At 70.5% G+C, this 20415-nt stretch carries 20 protein-coding genes and 1 tRNA gene; 16 read left to right on the forward strand and 5 right to left on the reverse strand.

The features are described from left to right. Positions 1 to 24 precede the first annotated feature (24 nt). From AAHF99_RS00970 to AAHF99_RS01010, 9 genes are all read left to right on the forward strand, one after another. Complete coding sequence (locus tag AAHF99_RS00970; RefSeq protein ID WP_342162845.1) at positions 25 to 3105, forward strand: DNA translocase FtsK; 3081 nt, start codon at positions 25 to 27, stop codon at positions 3103 to 3105. 98 nt (positions 3106 to 3203) lie between these two features. Next, positions 3204 to 4127 (forward strand): outer-membrane lipoprotein carrier protein LolA, encoded by a 924-nt coding sequence (locus AAHF99_RS00975; protein ID WP_342162273.1) that lies wholly within the window; start codon positions 3204 to 3206, stop codon positions 4125 to 4127. Positions 4128 to 4138: 11 nt separating this feature from the next. Then, positions 4139 to 4948 (forward strand): exodeoxyribonuclease III, encoded by an 810-nt coding sequence (locus tag AAHF99_RS00980; protein ID WP_342162274.1) that lies wholly within the window; start codon positions 4139 to 4141, stop codon positions 4946 to 4948. Between the two features lie 182 nt (positions 4949 to 5130). Continuing rightward, positions 5131 to 6009, forward strand: a complete 879-nt coding sequence (locus tag AAHF99_RS00985) for an SDR family oxidoreductase (protein ID WP_342162275.1) — start codon at positions 5131 to 5133, stop codon at positions 6007 to 6009. 69 nt (positions 6010 to 6078) lie between these two features. Continuing rightward, positions 6079 to 6155 (forward strand) — tRNA-His (locus AAHF99_RS00990). Between the two features lie 80 nt (positions 6156 to 6235). Continuing rightward, positions 6236 to 6805 (forward strand): hypoxanthine phosphoribosyltransferase, encoded by a 570-nt coding sequence (gene hpt / locus AAHF99_RS00995; protein WP_342162276.1) that lies wholly within the window; start codon positions 6236 to 6238, stop codon positions 6803 to 6805. 140 nt (positions 6806 to 6945) lie between these two features. Continuing rightward, entirely contained in the window at positions 6946 to 7311 is a 366-nt protein-coding gene (locus AAHF99_RS01000) for a response regulator (RefSeq protein ID WP_243928550.1), read from the forward strand. Positions 7312 to 7394: 83 nt separating this feature from the next. Beyond that, positions 7395 to 7694, forward strand: a complete 300-nt coding sequence (locus tag AAHF99_RS01005) for a hypothetical protein (RefSeq protein WP_342162277.1) — start codon at positions 7395 to 7397, stop codon at positions 7692 to 7694. Between the two features lie 12 nt (positions 7695 to 7706). Next, positions 7707 to 8075, forward strand: a complete 369-nt coding sequence (locus AAHF99_RS01010; protein ID WP_342162278.1) for a hypothetical protein — start codon at positions 7707 to 7709, stop codon at positions 8073 to 8075. A 9-nt stretch (positions 8076 to 8084) separates the two neighbouring features. Here AAHF99_RS01010 and AAHF99_RS01015 read toward each other — a convergent pair whose 3' ends face one another. The 4 genes from AAHF99_RS01015 to AAHF99_RS01030 form a co-directional block, all read right to left on the reverse strand. Continuing rightward, positions 8085 to 9140, reverse strand: a complete 1056-nt coding sequence (locus tag AAHF99_RS01015; RefSeq protein ID WP_342162279.1) for a sensor histidine kinase — start codon at positions 9138 to 9140, stop codon at positions 8085 to 8087. Continuing rightward, positions 9137 to 9571 (reverse strand): response regulator, encoded by a 435-nt coding sequence (locus tag AAHF99_RS01020; RefSeq protein ID WP_342162280.1) that lies wholly within the window; start codon positions 9569 to 9571, stop codon positions 9137 to 9139. The genes AAHF99_RS01015 and AAHF99_RS01020 overlap by 4 nt, the downstream gene beginning before the upstream one ends. A 14-nt stretch (positions 9572 to 9585) precedes the next feature. After that, on the reverse strand, positions 9586 to 11475 hold the full coding sequence (locus AAHF99_RS01025; protein ID WP_342162281.1) for a sensor histidine kinase: 1890 nt from the start codon (positions 11473 to 11475) through the stop codon (positions 9586 to 9588). Between the two features lie 148 nt (positions 11476 to 11623). Beyond that, positions 11624 to 12793 (reverse strand): zinc-dependent alcohol dehydrogenase, encoded by a 1170-nt coding sequence (locus AAHF99_RS01030; RefSeq protein ID WP_342162282.1) that lies wholly within the window; start codon positions 12791 to 12793, stop codon positions 11624 to 11626. Between the two features lie 248 nt (positions 12794 to 13041). Here AAHF99_RS01030 and AAHF99_RS01035 point away from each other — a divergent pair, with 248 nt between their 5' ends. Beyond that, entirely contained in the window at positions 13042 to 13269 is a 228-nt protein-coding gene (locus AAHF99_RS01035; protein WP_342162283.1) for a hypothetical protein, read from the forward strand. Between the two features lie 6 nt (positions 13270 to 13275). On the opposite strand, the gene AAHF99_RS01040 is transcribed toward AAHF99_RS01035, so the two are convergent. Continuing rightward, positions 13276 to 13812 carry a L,D-transpeptidase family protein gene (locus tag AAHF99_RS01040; RefSeq protein ID WP_342162284.1) on the reverse strand — a complete coding sequence of 179 codons (537 nt, stop codon included), beginning with the start codon at positions 13810 to 13812 and terminating at the stop codon, positions 13276 to 13278. A gap of 216 nt (positions 13813 to 14028) precedes the next feature. On the opposite strand from AAHF99_RS01040, the gene AAHF99_RS01045 reads away from it, so the two are divergent. From AAHF99_RS01045 to AAHF99_RS01070, 6 genes are all read left to right on the forward strand, one after another. After that, positions 14029 to 14715, forward strand: a complete 687-nt coding sequence (locus tag AAHF99_RS01045) for a response regulator transcription factor (RefSeq protein WP_243959664.1) — start codon at positions 14029 to 14031, stop codon at positions 14713 to 14715. A gap of 65 nt (positions 14716 to 14780) precedes the next feature. Next, a complete protein-coding gene (locus AAHF99_RS01050; RefSeq protein WP_342162285.1) occupies positions 14781 to 15227 on the forward strand; it encodes a cyclic nucleotide-binding domain-containing protein in 447 nt (148 codons plus the stop codon). A 93-nt stretch (positions 15228 to 15320) separates the two neighbouring features. Next, positions 15321 to 16163: a 2,3,4,5-tetrahydropyridine-2,6-dicarboxylate N-succinyltransferase gene (gene dapD, locus AAHF99_RS01055; protein WP_342162286.1), complete on the forward strand. Its 843-nt coding sequence runs from the start codon at positions 15321 to 15323 to the stop codon at positions 16161 to 16163. 13 nt (positions 16164 to 16176) lie between these two features. Beyond that, positions 16177 to 17034 (forward strand): alpha/beta fold hydrolase, encoded by an 858-nt coding sequence (locus AAHF99_RS01060; RefSeq protein WP_342162287.1) that lies wholly within the window; start codon positions 16177 to 16179, stop codon positions 17032 to 17034. Positions 17035 to 17147: 113 nt separating this feature from the next. Beyond that, complete coding sequence (locus tag AAHF99_RS01065) at positions 17148 to 18011, forward strand: acid phosphatase (RefSeq protein WP_342162288.1); 864 nt, start codon at positions 17148 to 17150, stop codon at positions 18009 to 18011. A gap of 128 nt (positions 18012 to 18139) precedes the next feature. Further along, positions 18140 to 20344 (forward strand): TonB-dependent siderophore receptor, encoded by a 2205-nt coding sequence (locus AAHF99_RS01070; protein WP_342162289.1) that lies wholly within the window; start codon positions 18140 to 18142, stop codon positions 20342 to 20344. Positions 20345 to 20415 lie beyond the last annotated feature (71 nt).

Raw genomic sequence — 20415 nt, forward strand, 5'->3', positions numbered from 1 at the left:
CTCGGGGCGCTCGCCCACCGCCTGATGGCGTTGCGCGCCAGCCTCACCCGCCGCCTCGCGGGCAGCGCCGCCGGCCCGTCGCGGGTCGGCTACGGCACGCCCGGCCGCCGGGCCGAGCCGAGCTGGCTGACGCCCCCCACCGCCATGGTGGGCCGCGAGGGCCTGGAGCGCGCCCCGCGCCCCGACTGGGCGGACGAGATGGCCCCGGCCGCGCCGTCCTGGCCGTCGGACGTGTTCGATGACCGGGCGATGCCGCCCCTGCCCCGCGCCGAGAGCCGCATCGACCGTCAGGCCTCCACGCCCGGCGTGCTGGTGCGCCAGCCCCGCCGGCCCGACGCCATCGCGCCGGAGGAGCCCTTCGTCGCCGCCTCTTCGGCGGCCCCTTCGCCCGCCCCCGTCGCCGCCCCCGCCGCCCCGGTGCAGGCCTCCTCCGTGCGCTACGTCCGCACGCCCGATTCGGTGCTGCAGGAGCGCCGCCAGCGGGCGCTTGAGGCCGAGCGCGTCGCCCTGGAGCGCGCCCGCGCCGAGGCGCAGGCCGCCGCCTTGGCGGTCGAGGCCGAGCGCCGCGCCCGCGAGGACGCCTCCACCGCCGAGCCCGCCCGCGCCGAATCCCTCCTGGCCGAGGCCGGCGTGCCGCGCTGGCAGCAGCCCTTCGTCGCCAATCCCGGCGTCCGCTACTTCCGCACCCCGGACCGCCGCCCGGTCGCCGTGGCCCCCGTGCCCGTTCCGGCCCCGGTCGCCCCGCCCGAGCCGCGCGACTGGTCCGACCTGTCCGACTGGTCGCAGGCGCAGCCCTGGTTCGGCGGGGACGATTGGTCCTCCGTCGATGTCTGGGCCTCCCTCGACGCCCCGGCTCCCACACTCGAAGCCGCCGCGCCGCCGGCCCCCGAGACCGTGGTCGCCGTACCCCTCGACATCTCGCTGCTGCGCGCCCTGCCGCCCAAGCCCGCCTACGTCCTCGACCGCCTCGTGCGCTTCGACCAGCCGCCCCGCCCCGCCGACGCGCAGGACAACGGGCGCGAGCCCGAGCCGGCGGCCGGCGGAAAGCCCGGCCTGTCCCTGGTCTTCGGCCCGCATCAGGCCGCCGCGCCGGCCCCCGCTCCCGCCCCGCGCAAGCCGGCGATGCCCTGCGCCATGGCGGCGCGGGCCGCTATCCGCGCCGGCTTCCAGCCTGCCCCAGTCGTCCCGGCGGCGCCCGCTCCCGTCGCGGCTCCCGTTGCGGCCCAAATGCCGGCCCAAGCCGAGGAGCGGGTTGTGATCCCGCTCGCCCCCCGGCCCGTGCTCCTGCGCGGCCGTGCCGCCCCTGCGCCCGAGCCCACCCCCGAGCCGGAGGTGGTCGAGATCCAGCCCGCGCCCGTCGAGGAGATCGCGATCCCGGCGCCCGTCGTCGCTGCGCCGGAGGCCGCCCCGGCGAACCTGCCCCTCGTGGCCGCCCGTCCGCGCATGATCGCGGCGCCGCGCCACCTGGAGATCGCCTCCTTCGACAACGCCGATTACGAGCTGCCCTCCCTCGACCTCCTCGCCCTGCCGGCTCCCAATGCCAGCGAGGAAGTCGATGCCGACGTGCTGGAGCAGAACGCCCTCAACTTGCAGCAGACGGTGCAGGATTTCGGCGTGCGCGGTGACATCCTCGCTGTGCGCCCCGGCCCGGTCGTGACCCTGTACGAGCTGGAGCCGGCCCCCGGCACCAAGTCGAGCCGGGTCATCGCCCTCTCGGACGACATCGCCCGCTCCATGTCGGCGGTCTCGGCCCGCGTCGCCGTGGTCCCCGGCCGCAACGTCATCGGCATCGAACTGCCGAACGAGGTGCGCGAGACCGTGTACCTGCGCGAACTCCTCGCCTCCGAGGATTTCGTGGACTCGAAGCACAAGCTCGCTTTGTGCCTGGGTAAGAACATCGGCGGCGAGCCGATCATTGCCGACCTCGCCCGCATGCCCCACCTGCTGGTGGCCGGCACCACCGGCTCCGGCAAGTCGGTGGCCATCAACACCATGATCCTGAGCCTGCTCTACCGGCTGAAGCCGGAGGAGTGCCGGCTGATCATGGTCGATCCGAAGATGCTGGAACTGTCGGTCTACGACGGCATCCCGCACCTGCTCTCCCCCGTCGTCATCGACCCGAAGAAGGCGGTCATCGCCCTCAAGTGGGCCGTGCGCGAGATGGAGGAGCGCTACAAGAAGATGTCGAAGATCGCCGTGCGCAACATCGACGGCTACAACGCGCGGATGAAGGAGGCCCGCGACAGGGGCGAGACCATCACCCGCACGGTGCAGACCGGCGTGAACCGCGAGACCGGCGAGGTGATCTACGAGCAGGAGGAGATGGACCTCTCGGCCCTGCCCTACATCGTCATCGTGGTCGATGAGATGGCCGACCTGATGATGGTGGCGGGCAAGGACATCGAGGGCGCCATCCAGCGCCTCGCACAGATGGCCCGTGCCGCCGGCATCCACCTGATCATGGCGACGCAGCGTCCGTCGGTCGATGTCATCACCGGCACGATCAAGGCGAACTTCCCCACCCGGATCTCCTTCCAGGTGACGAGCAAGATCGACTCGCGGACGATCCTCGGCGAGATGGGCGCAGAGCAGCTGCTCGGCCAGGGCGACATGCTGTTCATGGCCGGCGGCGGGCGCACGACCCGCGTCCACGGGCCGTTCTGCTCGGACAACGAGGTCGAGAGCGTCGTGGCGCACCTGAAGCGCCAGGGCCGCCCGAGCTACCTCGACGCCGTGACCGCCGACGACACGCCGGAGGACGCGCCGAAGGAGACCGGCCGTCGCGGCAAGGCGGCCGAGAAGGCCGAGCGCGCCGAGGAGCCGGAAGAGGACGCCCCCGTCTTCGACATCAGCGCCTTCGCGGCGGCGACGGGCGGCGATTCGGACGACCTGTACAAGCAGGCGATCGAGGTGGTGCTGCGCGACCAGAAGGCCTCGACCAGCTACATCCAGCGCCGGCTTCAGATCGGCTACAACCGCGCCGCCTCGATCATGGAGCGGATGGAGATCGAGGGGATCGTCGGGCCGGCCAACCATGCCGGCAAGCGCGAGATCCTCGTGAACGGCGGCACCCACGGGGCCGGCGTCGCCTACGACGACGACTGAAACCGGTCGTATCTTCGCCACAGGGCGGGGCTCTAAGCGGGCTCCGCCCCCGCAATCCCGCCCGAGCCGGCACCGCACGCGGTGCAAGGAGTCCCTGGATGATCGGCCGCCGCACCCGCCAAGCCGGCACCCTGTTCGCCGCGAGCCTGTGGCTCGCGCCGCTTCCGGCGCAGGCGCAGGTTCAGTCGTTCCTCGACGGCTTGTTCGGTGGCCGCAAGGAGCAGCCGGCGCCCGAGCCCGAGGCGGCGCCCCAGGCCGCCCCCGAGGCCGCGCCCAAGAAGGCGGCGCCGAAGGACTCCGCCAAGGCCGCGTCCACCAAGGACAAGCCCACCGACAAGACCGGCAGCATCAAGCCGGGCGCACCCAAGGCGGCCGAGAAGCCCGCCCACGCGCCCGAATCCAAGGTCGCGACCGTGGCGACGCCCGCCCCCGTCTCGGCCGAGCCCGCCGACCCGGCGACCGTGCTCGCCCAGGCCAACGCCTATTTCAACGGCATCTCGACGCTGACCGGCTCGTTCATGCAGATCGGCCCGGACGGGCGGCGCATCGGCGGCAAGCTGACGCTCGCCAAGCCCGGCCGCCTGCGCTTCGACTACGATGCCCCCTCCCCCCTCGAAGTGGTGGCGGACGGCACCTCCGTGGCGGTGCGCGACAAGAAGCTCGCCACCCAGGACCTCTATTTCATCGCCCAGACGCCGCTGAAATTCCTGCTGCGCGAGAAGATCGACCTCGCCCGCGACCTGTCGGTCACGGACGTGTCGAACGATCCGGCCGGCGTGCGCATCAGCCTGGAGGACCGGGCGACCTTCGGCGGCACCTCGCGGATCCAGCTGCTGTTCGACCCCGAGGTGAAGACCCTGGCGCAATGGCGGATCACCGATCCGCAGGGCTACATCACCACCGTGCAGCTCTCGAACCTGCAGAAGGGCAAGCCGGTCGAGGCCGGGCTGTTCTTCATCAATTACGGCCGGGCCGAGGACAAGGCGGCGCAGCAGGCGATCCAGTCCTCGCAGCGCCAGTAGACCGGACCTCCGTGCGCCTCTCCGTCACCACCTGGAACATCAACTCGGTGCGTCTGCGCATCGACCTCGTTCTGCGCTTCCTGGCCGAGCACAAGCCCAACGTCCTGTGCCTGCAGGAGACCAAGTGCCCGGACGACGCCTTCCCCCTGAAGGCGCTGCGGGGCTCCGGCTACGAGCACGTCGTGTTCGCCGGGCAGAAGGGCTACAACGGCGTCGCCTTCCTCTCGCGCCTGCCGCTCCACACCCGCGACGTGATGGGCTTCTGCGGCAAGCCCGATGCCCGCCACATCTCGGCGGTGCTGGGGCCGGAGGCGGGACAGGCGGCGGGCCTCGTCCTGCACAATTTCTACGTCCCGGCCGGCGGCGACGTGCCCGACCGCGACCTCAACCCGAAATTCGCGCACAAGCTCGACTTCTTGCAGGAGTTGCGCGCCTGGGGCGGCAGGCGTCCCTCCGGCCCGGCGATCCTCGTGGGCGACCTCAACGTGGCGCCCCTCGAACACGATGTGTGGTCGCACAAGCAATTGCTCGACGTGGTGAGCCACACCCCCGGCGAGACCGAAGCGCTGGAAACCCTGCGGGGCGAGGCCGGCTGGATCGACGCGGCGCGCCACCTCACGCCCGAGCCCGAGAAAATCTACACGTGGTGGAGCTATCGCTCCCCCGACTGGAACGCCGCCGACAAGGGGCGGCGCCTCGACCATGCCTGGGTCTCCCCCGACCTCGCGGGCACGGTGCGGGCCGTCGACGTGCTGCGCGAGGCCCGCGGCTGGGAGCGCCCGTCCGACCACGCCCCCGTGACGTTGACCCTCGAACTCTGAACGGAACTCCGGCGAGTCTCGCGCGCTACCCGCTCACATATCCGTGACGCGAGGTTTACCATGCGCAAGATCCTGATGGCGTTCCTGCTGCCGAAGATCATCGAGGTCATCCGCCGCCGCTACAGCCGGTCGCATTCCGCCCGCACCCGGTCGTTCTGAGCGCGACGGGGACCGGCGACACCATGACCAACGATCCGCGCGAAGCCGGTCCCCGGCCGCCCTATCCGGGCGACCAGCAGCAGCCCCGGCCGGGGCTCACGTCCAAGATGACGCCCCGGCCCGACCACGGCGAGGAGAGCTATGTCGGCAAGGGCCTGCTGACGGGCCAGGCCGCCCTCATCACCGGCGGCGATTCCGGCATCGGCCGGGCGGTGGCCATCGCCTATGCCCGCGAGGGCGCCGACGTGGCGATCTCCTATCTCGAATCCGAGCAATCGGACGCCGAGGACACGAAGACCTGGATCGAGAAGGCCGGCCGGCGCTGCCTGCTCCTGCCGGGCGACATCCGCGACGAGGCCCATTGCCGGTCCCTCGTGGACCGCACCGTGGAGGCGTTCGGGCGCCTCGACGTGCTCGTCAACAACGCCGCCGCGCAGGTGGTGAACGAGGGGCTCGACGACCTGACGGCCCACGACATCGAGGGCTCGTTCCGCGCGAACGTCTTCGCCATGTACTACCTCGCCCAGGCGGCGGTGCCGCACATGAAGCCCGGCGGGGCGATCGTGAACTCCACGAGCGAGCAGGCCAAGATCGCCGACCCCACCATGCTGATCTACGCCGCCACCAAGGGCGCCATCGCCAGCCTGACCATCGGCCTGTCGAATCTCCTCGCGCCTAAGGGCATCCGCGTGAATTGCGTCGCGCCCGGGCCGGTCTGGACGCCGATCCAGCCGATCGTGAAGAGCCCGGAGCAACTGGAAAAGCTCGGCACCGACACGCCGCTCGGCCGCGCCGGGCAGCCGGCCGAACTGGCCCCAGCCTATGTGCTCCTCGCCTCCCGCGAGGGCAGCTACATGTCCGGCGCGCTGGTGCCGGTCACGGGCGGCGTACCGATGCTGTGACGCGCGGGGTCCGAAACGGCGACACTCGCCTTGAAATACGTTCGGACCCGCGATACACCCCCCGCCAGTGCCGCCGTAGCTCAGTTGGTTAGAGCACCAGATTGTGGATCTGGGGGTCCCCCGTTCGAGCCGGGGCGGTGGTACCATCCTTCAAGTCGGCGACCCGATCCGTTCCGCACGCGGCCCTCGCGGGCGCCGCCCGGCGAGAGGCGGGACGAGACCGACCATGAACTTGCCCGTCAAGCCCGTTCGCATCCTGTACGACGAGGATGCCATCGCCCGGCGCAATGCCGAATTGGCGAAGGACATCCTCGCGACGCAACCGCAGGACCTCCTCGTGGTGGCGGTCCTGAAGGGCAGCTTCATGTTCGCCGCCGACCTGCTGCGGGCGATGCACCGGGTCGGGCTCGCGCCGCAGGTCGAGTTCGTGCACCTGTCGAGCTACCGCACCGGCACCGTCTCCACCGGGCAGGTCGAGATCCTGCGCGACGTGCAGAGTGAGGTGCGCGGCCGCGACGTGCTCCTCGTGGACGACATCCTCGAATCCGGCCGCACGGTGGTCTTCGCCAAGGATCTGCTGATGGCGCGCGGCGCCAAGCGGGTGCTGACGGCGGTGCTACTGGAGAAGCCCGGCAAGCGCGCGGTCTCCATCGACGCCGAGTTCGTCGGCTTTACCTGCCCCGACGTGTTCGTCGTCGGCTACGGGATGGACGCCGCCCACGCCTACCGGCAGCTGCCCTTCGTCGGTGTGGTAGACTACGGAAACACCGACCCCGATTTGTTCGGCGGCACCTGAGATCGCGACATTTTGGCGTTTTGCTGCGCTGCGAAGCAGCTTTTGCGGGCCCTCTGTCTTGACAGGGAAAGGGTTCCTCCCGCGTTCTAAAGGCGGGAATAGCCTACCTCCTTGTCGCAGCGGGACGAATCCGGTTCATCATGGCGCGCATCCTTCTGGTGGATGACGAAGAGACGGTCCGCGGCTTCCTGAAGCGGGGGCTGGAGATCGACGGCCATGCCGTCGTGACCGCCACCGACGGCAGCGACGGGCTCGACCGCCTGAACGAGGCCGGCGGCGCCTTCGACCTGATGCTCACCGACATCCGCATGCCGCTGATGGACGGGATCGCCCTGGCGCTGGCCGCCAAGCGCGACTTCCCGGATCTCACCATCCTGCTGATGACCGGCTTCGCCGACCAGCGCGAGCGCGCCCGTGGGCTCGACGCCATCGTCACCGACGTGCTGACGAAGCCCTTCTCCCTCGCCGACCTGCGCTCCACCGTGCGCCGTGCGCTGGCGGCCTGAGAACCCCGCCTTAACCACGCTGCTTAGTTCCGCCTTCACGCGGGGATGACAACTTGTGCGTGTGAATCGCCGAGGGTCAGGGCATGCGGGGGCACGAGCGCGACGAGGATGCGGAGTGGGAGTGGGACGAGCGCCCGCGCCGTCGTCCGCGCCGTCGCAGGAGCGGCCTCCGGCGGGTCTTCACCCTGGTGAAGCTCGCCCTGTTCCTCATGCCCCTCGGCCTGTTCCTGTTCGGCAGCTATGTCGCCGATTGCCGGGCGCGCCCGTCCTTCACGGATTGGGCTTCGATGATCGGCGCCAGCGCCTGCGCGCGCCACACCATGATCGGCAACGCCACGACCGCCCAGGACGGCTTCGCGGCGCTGCGGCGGATCATCGACTGATCGGATCGGATCATGGCGTCACCCCTCTCCTCCGAATCGGACAAGCTCGACGAGGCCCGCTTCCGCGCCCGCATGGCGCGGGTGAGCGAGAGCGGCGGCTATCCCGGCCGCCCTCGCCCGCGGGAGGACGAGGAGGAGGCGGCCACCGGCCGTTTCCGGCTGGGCTGGTTCGGCTGGCTCCTGGTCGACAGCCTCGTGGTGATCGGCACCGTCGCCGCCGTGGTGGCGTGGCCCCCGGTCGATGCCTGCCGCGCGCAGGGCCGGACGGTGGGCTTCATGACCGGCGACACGGTCGAGAAATGCATCCGCCGGGGCATCGGCGAGCGGCTGACCAACGCCGACCAGCGCGTGAAGATGTTTTTGCGCGGCTCGGGGCACTGAGGCCCCGGCCTACCCCTCGAAGGACAGGCAGGCCCGCGTGCCCCTCGCGGCGGGAGCGTAGACCAGGGCGCTGCGCAGGTTCGTCGCCATCGCCTTGACGATGCGCGAGCCGAGGCCGGTGCCGCGCGGCTTGCCCTCGCCGGTCCAGCCCACGCCGTCATCCTCCACCGCCAGTTCGAGCCGGTCGGCGATGCGCCGCAGGGCGACGCGGATCTCGCCCGGCTCCTCCGGCGGGTAGGCGTACTTGTAGGCGTTGGTGACGAGTTCGGTGACGACGACCCCCACCGAGACCGCCTTGTCGGTGGCGAGCCGCACGGAATCGGCGCTGAGGCGGATGGCGTGGTCGCGGCCGGCGGCCTTCATCGCCGCCTGCAACTCCTCCACGAGGCTGCCGAGATAGGCGTCGAGTTCCACCGCCTCCACGTCCTCGGAGGTGTAGAGCCGGCGATGGATGCCCGCGATGGCCGAGATGCGCGCCTGCATCTCCTCCAGGGCGGCCTTGGCGGCGGGGTCGGCGACGGCGGTGGTCTGCATCCGCGCCAGCGCCGCGACTAGGGCCAGCGAATTCGCCACCCGGTGGTTCACCTCGCGCAGGAGCAGTTCGGCCCGGTCGCGGGCGGCGCGCACCTCGGCCTCCGCCCGCTCCTTGTCCCGGCGCATGGCTTCGGCGCCGAGCGCCGTGGCGACCGCCTCCCCGAGCAATTCGCGGAACTGGCCCTGCAGGTCCTTCCACACGTAGTCGGCCGCCCCCGCCTTCAGGGCGGCGACGGCGACGCGGCTGTCCTCCGAGCCGGTGACGTAGACCACGGGGGGCGCGTCCGGCAGGGCGCGGATCTCGGGCAGGAGATCGAGCCCGGTCTGGCCGGGCATGTGATGGTCGAGGGCGACGAGGTCGATGCCCCCCTGCCGCAGGCGGGCGAGGCCCGCCTCCCCGTCGGCGGCGTGCTCCACCGCGTAGCCGCGCGCGGCGAGGCTGCGCTGCACGAGGCGCGCGAGGCCCGCATCGTCGTCGATGTAGAGGATGCGGGTGGCGGGCTGGGCCGGGCCGCCTGGACCTGTCGTCATGGGGTCTCTGGGATCTGCATGACGGAGAAGAACAGGCCGAGCTGGCGGATGGCGTTGGCGAAGCCTTCGTAATTGACCGGCTTCGTCACGTAGACGTTGGCGCCGAGATCGTAGCAGCGCTGGATCTCGCGGGCGTCGTCGGTGGTGGTCAGCACGATCACGGGCGAGCGCCGCGTGTGCGGGTTGGCCTTCACCTTCTCCAGGATGTCGATGCCGGTCATGTCCGGCAGGTTGAGATCGAGGAGGATCAGCAGGTGGCGCCGCTGGCTCACCTCGCCCGAGCCGTCCGGCCCGAACAGGTAGGTGAGCGCCGAGGTGCCGTCGCGGAACGGCACGATCTCGTTGTTCACCCCCGCCCGGCGGATGTTCCGCTCGATGAGGCGGGCGTGACCCTCGTCGTCCTCGATCATCACGATGCAGACGGGATGCATGTCCGGCTCTCGATTCATTCGGCGGCCATCGACAGGGGCGCCGCCGCCCCGCGCTCCATAGCCGCACCGCGCGGCAGCGTCACCGTGAAGGTGGAGCCCCGGCCCGGCTCGGAGTCGAGATCGATGCGCCCGCCGAGCGCCCGCACCAGCGCCTTGACGTGGGCGAGGCCGATCCCCTCCCCCGGCCGGTCCTGCGTGCCGGAGCGGCGGAACAGTTCGAAGACCCGGTCATGGTCGTTGCGGGCGATGCCCCGGCCGTTATCCGCCACGGCGAAGCGCACCCGCTCCGTGCCTACGGCCTCCGTCGTGATGGTGACGCGGCCGGGGCGGGCGGGATCGAGATACTTGAGGGCGTTGTCGAGGAGGTTGCCGAAGATCTGCTCCACGGCGAGCCGGTCCGCGACGATCGCCGGCAGGCCGGGGGCGACGCTGACCACCGCGTTCTGCGAGCCGGCCTGATGCTGGGTCGCGTCCGCGAGACGCCGGATCACCGCCGACATGTCGAGCGTTTCGGGCTCGAACCGCCGCCGCCCCTCCCGCGAGAGTTTCAGGATCGCCGCGATCAGGCGCTCCATCCGCGTGACGGCGGCGCCGATGAAGCCCAGCGCCTCCCCGAAATCGGCGTCGATCCGCTCCGCCTGCGGGTGGCCGGCGAGGACGGTCTGCAGCTCGGCGCGGGTCTCGGCCAGCTCGCTCGTGAAGCCCATGATGTTGACGAGCGGCGCCCGCAGGTCGTGGCTCACGATGTAGGCGTAGCGCTGGATCTCCTCGTTCGATTCGCGCAGCTCCGCCTCGGCCTCGCGCTGGGCGGTGATGTCGGTATGGACACCGACCCATTCGCGGATCGTGCCGTCGCGGTTCAGCACCGGCACGGCGCGGATCGCGTAATGGCGGTAGCCGCCGTCCTTCGCCCGCACCCGGTGCTCGAACACGAAGGTCTTGCGGGCGGCGACGGTCTCGTTCCAGGCGGCGATGCTCGGGGCGGCGTCGTCCGGGTGGACGGCCTCCGCCCAGCCGAAGCCGCTGTACTCCTCCTGCGTCTGGCCGGTGATGGCGGCCCAGCCCGGCTGCGGCCCGACCATCCGGCCCTGCGCGTCGTTGGTCCAGAGCACGCCGCGCACCGCCGCGATGGCCGCGCGGAACCGGGCCTCGCTGGCGGCGAGTTCGCCCTGGATGCGGTGCTGGTCCACGGCGATGGCGAGCATGCCGACGAACAGGATCAGGAAGGTCGCCCCGGCCACGGCGAAGGCCAGCGCCTGGGGCGCGGCGGCGAGGCCGTGCGCGGCCGGATGGGCGCCGTGATCCCCGGAGAAGGTGGCGGCCGCCATGCCGGTGTAGTGCATGCCCGCGACGGCGAGCCCCATGACGATGGCGGCGATCACCTTCTCGCTCACGCTGTTGTGGCGGAAGGCGAGCCAGAGGGCGACGGTAGAGGCGAGGATCGCGATGGCGACCGAGGCGGCGACGAGCGGCGGATCGTAGGCGACGTGGCCGGGCATCCGCATCGCGGCCATGCCGGTGTAGTGCATCAGGGCGATGCCGAGCCCCATCAGCGGCCCGGCAACGAGCACGGCGCGGGGACCGGCGCCCTTGCGACCGGCGAAGGCGAAGGCCGCGCCGGTCACGCCCACCGCGATGAGGAAGGACAGGACCGTCAGCCCGAGGTCGTAGGCCGTCGGCATGCCCATCTCGAAGGCGAGCATGCCGATGAAGTGCATCGACCAGATGCCGCCGCCCATCGTGACGGCGGCCCCGGCGATCCAGAGCCCCCGTGAGCCCGAGCGGACGGTGCTGTCCGCGACGCCGCGCGCCCGCGCCCCGAGATCGAGGGCCGTGTAGGCGGCGAAGATCGCGATCGCCACCGACAGGGCCACGAGGGCAGGATTGAAGCCGGGGGTGGGCATCACGGTCTCGGACGGCGGCGGTTGGAACGCGCGCGGGCAGTTCTCTCACCGCGACACTGTGTCGGGGTATAAGGAACTTTCGAGCGAATTCGCGGCGGAACGCCGCTTCAGCCGTGGGTAAGTGCCGTCCGGGACCCTCCCCCGGTTTTTACGGGTGGAACACCACCTTCACGCAGCCATCCTTCTTGTCGCGGAACGTCTTGTAGAGGTCCGGCCCGTCCGCGAGGTCCGTGGAGCGGTGGGTGATGAGCGACGCGGTGTCGATCTTGCCCTCCTGGATCAGCTTCAGGAGCGGTTCGAGATAGCGCTTCACGTGGGTCTGGCCGCTCTTCATGGTCAGGCCCTTCTGGACGATGGAGCCCATGTTGATCGGCACCGGCCCGCCGTAGACGCCGGGCACCGAGACGATCCCGCAGGGCCGCACCGCCTTGATCGCATCCGCCAGCGCGAGGGGCCGCTCGGTGGTGGTGAGCTTCTCCTGAACGGCGGTGATGAACCCGGAGAGGCCGTGGCCGCCGCTGGCTTCCATGCCGACGCAGTCGATCACCGCATCCGGGCCCTGGCCCTTGGTGATCTCCTTGATGCGCTCGAACACGTCCTCGTTCGCGAAGTCGATGATATCGGTGGCGCCGGCCTTCCTGGCGAGCGCGATGCGCTCCGGCACCGTCTCGATGACGATGATCCGCTCGGCGCCCATGATCTTGGCCGACTGGATGGCGAAGAAGCCGACCGGGCCCGCGCCCCAGATGGCGATGGTCTCGCCGCCCTGGATCTCGCAATGCTCCGCGCCCTGCCAGCCGGTGGGCAGGATGTCCGTGAGGAACAGGGCCGCCTCGTCGTCCATGCCGTCCGGCACCTGCATCGGCCCCACGTCGGCCATCGGCACGCGGACGTACTCGGCCTGGCCGCCGGCATAGCCGCCGGTGAGGTGCGAGTACCCGAACAGGCCGGCGGTGGTGTAGCCGAACTGCGCGGCAGCCATCTGCGCATTGCGGTTCGACCGCTCGCAGACCGACCAGTTGCCGAGCTTGCACTGGCGGCACTCGCCGCAATTGATGTTGAAGGGCACGACGATGCGGTCGCCCTTGCGGAACTTGGAATGGCCGCTGCCGGTCTCGACCACCTCGCCCATGAACTCGTGGCCGAGGATGTCGCCCGATTCCATCGTGGGCATCAGCCCGTCCATCAGGTGGAGGTCCGAGCCGCAGATGGCGCAGGACGAGACCTTGATGATGACGTCGCGCGGATCCTCGATCCGCGGGTCGGGAACGGTGTCGCAGCGGATATCGCCCTTACCGTGCCAGCAGAGTGCCTTCATGGTCGTGGTGTCCTCGCGCGGGGCCGGCCTGACACAGGCCCTCTTCCGACCAAGCAAGGGCGGCCACGGCCAAGTTCCTGGGGGCGGCGGGCAAGGCTCCGTGCGGCGGTGTTGCGTTGGCTAAGCATGGCGGGGCTCCGCCGAACCGCGCAAATACCGGTTGTCTCTGCGCACAAGGCGTCGTCTTCTGTTCGGCGCCCGGCGCGAAAAGCCCTGGCGTTATTTAGCCGACATGCCAAGGATCGCGGATGGCCTCCCGCCCGCGCGAACGCTACACGACCTTCCTCGTCGCCCTCGGCCCGGCGCGTGGATCCGGCGCGCCCGTCTACGCGGTGCGGATGGGCAGCGCCGCCGAGGCGCTGGCCGCCGTGGCGGACAAGGCGACGAACGGCGAGGGTCCGGTGATCGTCGGCAGCCTCTCGACCCGCACCGCCAAGGCCCTTGCCCTCAAGCCCGGCGAGACCCGGCGCGTCTGACCGCCCTCAGCCGATGCGCAGGCGCGTGCGTGGCCCGAGCCGTCGCAGCAGGCGGATCAGATCGGGCTTGGCCAGGGCGACGCAGCCCTCGGTCGGCCGGTAGCCCTCGCGGGCGACGTGCATGAAGATCGCCGAGCCCTTCCCCCGGCGGATCGGGCCGCGGTTGTAGTCGATGTCGAGCACCACGTCGTAGAGACCGTCCTCCCGCCACATCGCCTCGGCGCTGACGCCCGGCGCCGGCAGGCGGATCGGCCGGTTGTAGCGGCGGTCCCTGCGGTCGTCGCACCAGCCGTCGTCCCGCTTGATCCGGCGCAGGGGCAGCGCCGTGCGCGGGCGCGTCGCGAGGTGGTCGGGCCGGTAGGCGCCGCCGCGCAGGCGGAACCGGCCTCGCGGCGAGCCGCCGTCGCCCTCCTGCTTGCGCCCGACGATGCCGCAGGCACCCAGCGCGCAGGGAATCACCGAGGAGCCCACGAGGAGGTGCCCCTTGCGCCGGTCCCCCACGGTGGGACGCACCCGGATCTCCGCGAGGGTGGTTCTCACCACGAAAACTTGCCTCCGGTTATGCAACTTCACGAAGAAATCCGAATGCGAATTGCGCGCAAGCCTCTTTCCGGTCACAAAGCTCGTCCTTTGCAAGTCCGCTCCACCCGGATCGGCGATATCTCGGTGTACAAGGATGGCCTCGACAGTCGGCCGGCGCACCATCCTTCATCGGGGGGATTTCGCGGGCTAGTGCTTTTACGCTAGGGCTTCGTGACGATGTCGAATGCCTACCGTCTGCTGATCTGCGACGACGACGAGATCCTGCGCGATACCTTGATCGAGCAGCTCGCCCTGTCCGAGGAATTTCACGTCGTGGGCGAAGCCTGCGGCGCCGACGCCATGCGCCGGGTCGCGGACGAGCGCATCGACCTCGCCGTGATGGATGTCGGCCTGCCCGACATGGACGGGCGAGAGGCCGTGCGCCGGATGCGGCAGGCGGGCTTCCGCAGCCCGGTCATCATGCTGACCGCGCAGGATTCCGAGGCCGACCACGTCGAGGGGCTGGAGGCGGGGGCGAACGACTACGTCACCAAGCCGTTCAAGTTCGGCATCCTCCTGGCGCGGATCCGCGCCCACCTGCGCAGCCACGAGGCGTCCGAGGACGCGGTGTTCCAGATCGGCCCGTACACGTTCCGGCCGAGCGCCAAGCTGCTGATCGGCGAGCGGGGCTCCAAGCTCAAGCTCACCGAGAAGGAGACCGCGATCCTGCGCTTCCTCTACCGGGCCGGGCGCGCCGTGGTGAACCGCGACACGCTGCTCGCCGAGGTATGGGGCTACAACGCCCACGTCACCACCCACACCCTCGAGACGCACATCTACCGCCTGCGCCAGAAGATCGAGCCGAACCCGGCGGTGGCGGCGATCCTCGTGACCGAGGGCGGTGGTTACAAGCTCCTTCCCTGATTTATTAGGCTTTTTCGTATAGGCCATTCTGCCGGGGACGCCGGGAGCGGAGCGGCAGGGGCAGCGTGGGGCTCGACGACGACATCGCGATCCTCGCGGCGGCGCCCGTCTTCGGTTTTCTGGACCGGGACGCCCTGCGCCTGCTCAGCTTCGCCGCCGAGCGCCGGGAATTGCGCGCGGGCGACCGCCTGTTCGGCCGGGGCGAGCCCGCCGATGGCGGCTTCGTGGTGATGTCCGGCACCATCCGCCTGGAGCCCAGGGGGTCCGAGCCCGTCAGGGCGTCGCGCTCGGCGCTGATCGGCCATCTCGCCCTGTTCGTGCGCGGCGAGCGCCCCTGCGATGCCGTCGCGGAAGGCCCCTGCGAACTCGTCCGCATCACCCCGACCCTGATGCGCCGCGTACTGGAGGAGTTCCCCTCCGCCGCCCAGGCGATCCACGACGCCATGGCCCTCGACCTCGTGACCTTCACGGACGACCTCGACCGCGTCCGCGCCAAGTTCGGGGACGCCTGAGCGGCGGGGCGTGACCGGCCCCTTCTCCCCGTCGACAGCCCTGGCGGGCGCCTGTAAGCACGGTCTCCCATTCTCGAGAAGACCGCTGCACCCATGTCCCACGCCGACCTTGCCCGGACCATCGAGACCGCCTGGGAGGAGCGCGCCGGCATCTCGTCCGCCACGACGGGCGCCGTGCGGGAGGCCGTGGACGAGGCCCTGAACCTCCTCGATTCGGGCCGGGCCCGCGTCGCCGAGAAGTCGGGCAACGACTGGACGGTCAACCAGTGGCTGAAGAAGGCGGTGCTGCTCTCCTTCCGCCTCAACGACATGACTGCTATTCCCGGCGGCCCCGGCGGCGCCCCGTGGTGGGACAAGGTGCCCTCCAAGTTCGAGGGCTGGGACGCCGCCCGCTTCCAGGAGGCCGGCTTCCGCGCGGTGCCCGGCTGCTTCGTGCGCCGAGGCTCCTACGTGGGCCCCAACGCCATCCTGATGCCGAGCTTCGTGAACCTCGGCGCCCATGTCGGCGAAGGCACCATGGTCGACACCTGGGTGACGGTCGGCTCCTGCGCCCAGATCGGCAGGAACGTCCACCTCTCGGGTGGCGTCGGCATCGGCGGCGTGCTGGAGCCGCTGCAGGCGAACCCGGTCATCATCGAGGACGATTGTTTCATCGGCGCCCGCTCCGAGGTGGTGGAGGGCGTGATCGTCGGCCAGGGCTCGGTGCTGTCGATGGGCGTCTATCTCGGCGCCTCGACCAAGATCGTGGACCGCGCCACCGGCGAAGTCACCTACGGCTACGTGCCGCCCTACTCGGTGGTGGTCTCGGGCTCCCTGCCCGGCAAGGCCCTGCCGGACGGCTCCCCCGGCCCGAGCCTCTACTGCGCCGTCATCGTCAAGCGCGTCGATGCGGGCACCCGCGCCAAGACCGCGATCAACGACCTGCTTCGCACCTGAGGAGCCGGCGGGCATGGAGACGGGCGGCACCTTCGACCTGAAGCTCGGCGGCCAGCGCGTCTCCGTGCCCTACGACCGCTACGGGCATGGGCCCGGCGCGCTTATTTTGCCGGCTCTCTCGACCATTTCGTCCCGTCGCGAGGCGACCGGGCTGGCGCGAGAGCTGGCCTGGGACCATCACTGTCTCGTGCCGGACTGGCCGGGCTTCGGCGCGCAGCCGCGCCCGCGCGTGCCTCTGGAGCCCGCCACCTACCACGCCTTCCTCGACGCCCTGCTGGCGGCGGCGCCCGGCGCCTACGCGGTCGGCATCGCCGCCGGCCATGCGGCGGGCTACCTCGTGGCGGCGGCGCGGCGGCACCCGAATGCGTTCGCCCGGCTCGTCCTCGTGGCGCCGACCTGGCGTGGCCCGCTGCCGACCGCGATGCCCGACAAGGCCGCGTGGTTCCCCCGCATCCGCGCCGCCGTCGAGGCGCCGCTGATCGGCGAGGCGCTCTACCGCATCAACATCAGCCCGCCGATCATCGGCCGGATGATGCGCGCCCATGTCTATGGCGACCGCGAGGCGGTGACGCCGGAGCTCGTGCGGGCGAAGCACGCCATCACCCGCCAGCGCAACGGTCGCTTCGGCACGGCGGCCTTCGTGACCGGCGGGCTCGATCCCGTGGCGAGCCGGGAGGCGTTCCTCGCCCTGTTCGGGCCGGACCTGCCGCCCGTGCTGCTGCTGCGCCCGGACGGCGCCCCCCGCCGCTCCGGCGGGGAAATGGATGCCCTCGCGGAGAGCGGTCTCGTCACCGCCCGGCGCGTCCCGGGGGCGCTCAGCGCGCACGAGGAACATCCCGCCGAGATCGCCGCCGCGATTCGCGCCGCCTGACACCGGGCGGCCTGGACTTGGGGCCGCACCGAAGGCAGGGATGGTCACGCCGCCGCGATCCGTCTGCCTCGTGTGACGTCCACCCGATGCCGGTCGCCAAGCGAGGATACGAGATGCGCCGCCTTTCGCTCACGACGGCCCTGTCGCTCGCCGCGTTCTTCACCGTCTCTCCATCGTTCGCCGCCCCCGATCAGGGGGCGCCACCCGCCGCCGCGCCCTCCCTGCAGGCGGACCCGCTGAAGCCCGGCAAGCCGGCCGTGAAGCCGTATCTCGCCGAAGGCGCCCTGCCGGATCCCTTACGGATCCTGCCGCCGCCGCCGGCCCACCTTTCCCCCCTCGACAATGCCGACCATGCGGCCTTCACCAACACCCGCGCCCTGAAGGGCTCCGCCCGGTGGAACCTCGCCGCCAACGACGTGGCCGAGGGCGCGGCGGCGGTGCTGGAGAACTTCGCCTGCGTGCTCGGCGTGCGCATCGACCAGGGGAAGGTGCCCGTCACCCTCAACCTGCTGGAGCGGGCGCGACTCGACCTCGCCCACATGACGCGCATCCCGAAGGTGCATTACCGCCGGCTCCGACCCTTCGTCGGCAACGAATCGCCGATCTGCGTGCAGCGGACCCAGGCCTTGGCCGACAGCTTCAGCTACCCTTCCGGCCACGCGACGCAGGGCTGGGCCTATGCCCTCATCATGGCCGCCCTGGTGCCGGAGAAATCCACAGCCATTCTCGCCCGGGGCCGGGCCTATGGCGAGAGCCGCGTCGTGTGCGGCGTGCACTGGCTGAGCGACGTCGCCGCCGGGCGCACCAATGGCTCCTCGACCTTCGCCGCGCTGATGGGCGATGCCGGCTTCCGCGCCGACCTCGACAAGGCGCGGGCCGAGATGCGTGCGGCGCTCACGCAAGGTGGCACCGCGCCGGACGCTGGCCTGTGCACCCGCGAGGCGGAGGCCCTGCGCGAGCCGCCCTTTGAATTTTGAACTGGAATGACTTCAGATTTGAAGCGTTTTAACTGTGTGATTTACAACACGTTTTCGTCTTGATCGCGGGCGCGTGATCAGGAAAGCCCGGCTCGGACGCCCCCCTTCGCGTCCGGCCGGAAGTTCCCATGTTCGTACGCACGCGTCTCCCCGCCCTGCTCCTCGCCGCGACCGCTCTGTCCGCGCCGGCCCTGGCCCAGGAACCGCAGGTCCATCTGGACGAGATCTCGGTCGAAGCGGTGCGCGCGGCGCTCGGCAACGTCGCGACCCCGCAGGACAGCGCCGCCACGAGCGGCGGCGGCGGTGGTCCGTCGGGCGTCACCGGCTACACGGCCCGCGTGTCGCCCACGGCGACCAAGACCAACACGCCCCTGATCGAGACGCCGCAATCGGTCTCCGTGGTGACGCGGGAGCAATTGAACGACCGCAACGTGCAGAACGTGAACGAGGCCCTGGCCTACGTACCCGGCACCTCGACCAACGTGTTCGGCTTCGATCCGCGCTTCGACGCGATCTACATCCGCGGCTTCTCCACCACCTATGACGGCATCTTCCGCGACGGCCTCCGGCAATCGGCGGTGGGCCTCACCGTCCCCCGCGTCGAGCCCTACGGCACGGAAGCGCTGACGATCCTGCGCGGCCCGGCCTCCGGCCTCTACGGCCTCGGCTCGCCCGGCGGCATCGTGGACATCACCACCAAGCGGCCGGTCTTCGTGCCCTTTGGCGAGATCTGGTTCCAGGCCGGCAACTTCAACCGCTTCCAGGGCAACTTCGATTTCGGCGGCCCGGTGGAGGGCTCGGACGGAACCATGGCCTACCGGCTCACCGGCATTGTCCGCCAATCCGACACGTTCCTGCCCGGCGCCACGGACGACCGGGTCAACATCGCCCCGGCCTTCACCTGGAAACCCTCGGCCGACACGACCTTCACCCTGCTCACGGAGTTCCAGTCCGGCCGCCTGCCCGGCACGGCGGCCTTCTACAACCAGCGCGGCATCGGGGCGACGCGTCTCTACATCGGCGATCCGGGCTTCAACGCCTTCACGCAGGAGCAGCACCGGATCGGCTACGCCTTCGAGCACCGCTTCTCGCCGGACCTGATCTTCCGCCAGAACTTCCGCTATTACGGCGTGAACGGCGATTTCCCCTACACGGACGTCCTCGGCATCACCGGCCTCTCGGCGCAGCGCTATGCGGGGCTGTACAAGGAAAACCTCAGCTCGGTCGCCCTCGACAACCAGATCGAGGGGCACTTCCTCACCGGCCCGGTCAGCCACACCCTGGTCGGCGGCGTCGATTACAACCACTACGACTGGACGCGCCGGTTCGGCTTCAACTTCGATGTCCCGGATCTCGACCTGACGGGCGTGACCGACTTCACCCGCTTCCGCTACCGCACGTTCATCCCCCGCCCGGCACTCACCTCCGGCAACACGCAGTCGCAGGACCAGATCGGCGTCTACCTGCAGGAGCAGGCCAAGTGGGACCGCTTCGTCCTGACCCTGACCGGGCGGCACGATTGGGTCTCGCAGAACACGACGAGTTACAGTGCCTTCGTGCCGGGCGCCCCGCAGAAGCAGGACGACACCGCCTTCACTTACCGGCTCGGCCTGAACTACCTGCTGACGCCGAGCTTCGTGCCCTATGCCAGCTACGCGACGACCTTCACGCCGCAACTCGGTGCCGACGCGAGCGGACGCGCCTTCAAGCCCGCCACCGGCGACCAGATCGAGGCCGGCGTGAAGTTCGCCGTGCCCAACACCAACATCACCGGCTCGGTGGCGGGCTTCGACATCGTGCAATCGAGCATCCTGCGGCAGGACCCGACCAACGTGGCGAATTCCGTCGCCACCGGCTCCGTCGAATCGAAGGGGTTCGAGGCCGAACTCACGGCGAATTTCGCGCCGGGCACGAACCTGACGCTCGCCTTCACCCATCTCGATTTCCGCTTCCTGCGGCAGACCTCGCTGATCACGGGCGGCCCGATCGACGGCAACGCCCTCTCCGGCATCCCCGGCAACACCTTCACCGCCTTCGGGACCTATGCCTTCCCGCCGGGCTCGCTGCTGGCGGGGCTGCAGATCGGCGGCGGCATCCGCTACGCCGGCACGAGCTTCGGCGACGACGAGAACACCTTCCGCAACCCGACCGTGACGCTGTTCGACGCCCTGATCGCCTACGACTTCGCGGCGCTCGATCCGAAGTACAAGGGCTTCCGCGCGCAGATCAACGCGTACAATATCTTCGACCGGGACTACGCGGTCTGTCAGGCCGGCTATTGCTACCGCGGCGCCCCCGCTACCGTGATCGGCAGCCTGATCTACCGGTGGTGAGTTATCCCCGAAACACGCCGACCATCCTCTCGCCGTAGAGGAATCGTAAGGCCCTGCCCTGAGAGTCGTGG

Source organism: Methylobacterium litchii (genome assembly GCF_038442315.1).
Taxonomy (GTDB): Bacteria; Pseudomonadota; Alphaproteobacteria; order Rhizobiales; family Beijerinckiaceae; genus Methylobacterium; species Methylobacterium litchii.

Excerpts from the sequence above, each read along its gene's own strand:
- AAHF99_RS00970 (WP_342162845.1), top strand. The coding sequence starts at position 25 with ATGGCGTTGCGCGCCAGCCTCACCCGCCGCCTCGCGGGCAGCGCCGCC.
- AAHF99_RS00975 (WP_342162273.1), top strand. The coding sequence starts at position 3,204 with ATGATCGGCCGCCGCACCCGCCAAGCCGGCACCCTGTTCGCCGCGAGC.
- AAHF99_RS00985 (WP_342162275.1), top strand. The coding sequence starts at position 5,131 with ATGACCAACGATCCGCGCGAAGCCGGTCCCCGGCCGCCCTATCCGGGC.
- hpt (WP_342162276.1), top strand. The coding sequence starts at position 6,236 with ATGAACTTGCCCGTCAAGCCCGTTCGCATCCTGTACGACGAGGATGCC.
- AAHF99_RS01000 (WP_243928550.1), top strand. The coding sequence starts at position 6,946 with ATGGCGCGCATCCTTCTGGTGGATGACGAAGAGACGGTCCGCGGCTTC.
- AAHF99_RS01005 (WP_342162277.1), top strand. The coding sequence starts at position 7,395 with ATGCGGGGGCACGAGCGCGACGAGGATGCGGAGTGGGAGTGGGACGAG.
- AAHF99_RS01010 (WP_342162278.1), top strand. The coding sequence starts at position 7,707 with ATGGCGTCACCCCTCTCCTCCGAATCGGACAAGCTCGACGAGGCCCGC.
- AAHF99_RS01015 (WP_342162279.1), bottom strand. The coding sequence starts at position 9,140 with ATGACGACAGGTCCAGGCGGCCCGGCCCAGCCCGCCACCCGCATCCTC.
- AAHF99_RS01020 (WP_342162280.1), bottom strand. The coding sequence starts at position 9,571 with ATGCATCCCGTCTGCATCGTGATGATCGAGGACGACGAGGGTCACGCC.
- AAHF99_RS01025 (WP_342162281.1), bottom strand. The coding sequence starts at position 11,475 with ATGCCCACCCCCGGCTTCAATCCTGCCCTCGTGGCCCTGTCGGTGGCG.
- AAHF99_RS01030 (WP_342162282.1), bottom strand. The coding sequence starts at position 12,793 with ATGAAGGCACTCTGCTGGCACGGTAAGGGCGATATCCGCTGCGACACC.
- AAHF99_RS01035 (WP_342162283.1), top strand. The coding sequence starts at position 13,042 with ATGGCCTCCCGCCCGCGCGAACGCTACACGACCTTCCTCGTCGCCCTC.
- AAHF99_RS01045 (WP_243959664.1), top strand. The coding sequence starts at position 14,029 with ATGTCGAATGCCTACCGTCTGCTGATCTGCGACGACGACGAGATCCTG.
- dapD (WP_342162286.1), top strand. The coding sequence starts at position 15,321 with ATGTCCCACGCCGACCTTGCCCGGACCATCGAGACCGCCTGGGAGGAG.
- AAHF99_RS01060 (WP_342162287.1), top strand. The coding sequence starts at position 16,177 with ATGGAGACGGGCGGCACCTTCGACCTGAAGCTCGGCGGCCAGCGCGTC.
- AAHF99_RS01065 (WP_342162288.1), top strand. The coding sequence starts at position 17,148 with ATGCGCCGCCTTTCGCTCACGACGGCCCTGTCGCTCGCCGCGTTCTTC.
- AAHF99_RS01070 (WP_342162289.1), top strand. The coding sequence starts at position 18,140 with ATGTTCGTACGCACGCGTCTCCCCGCCCTGCTCCTCGCCGCGACCGCT.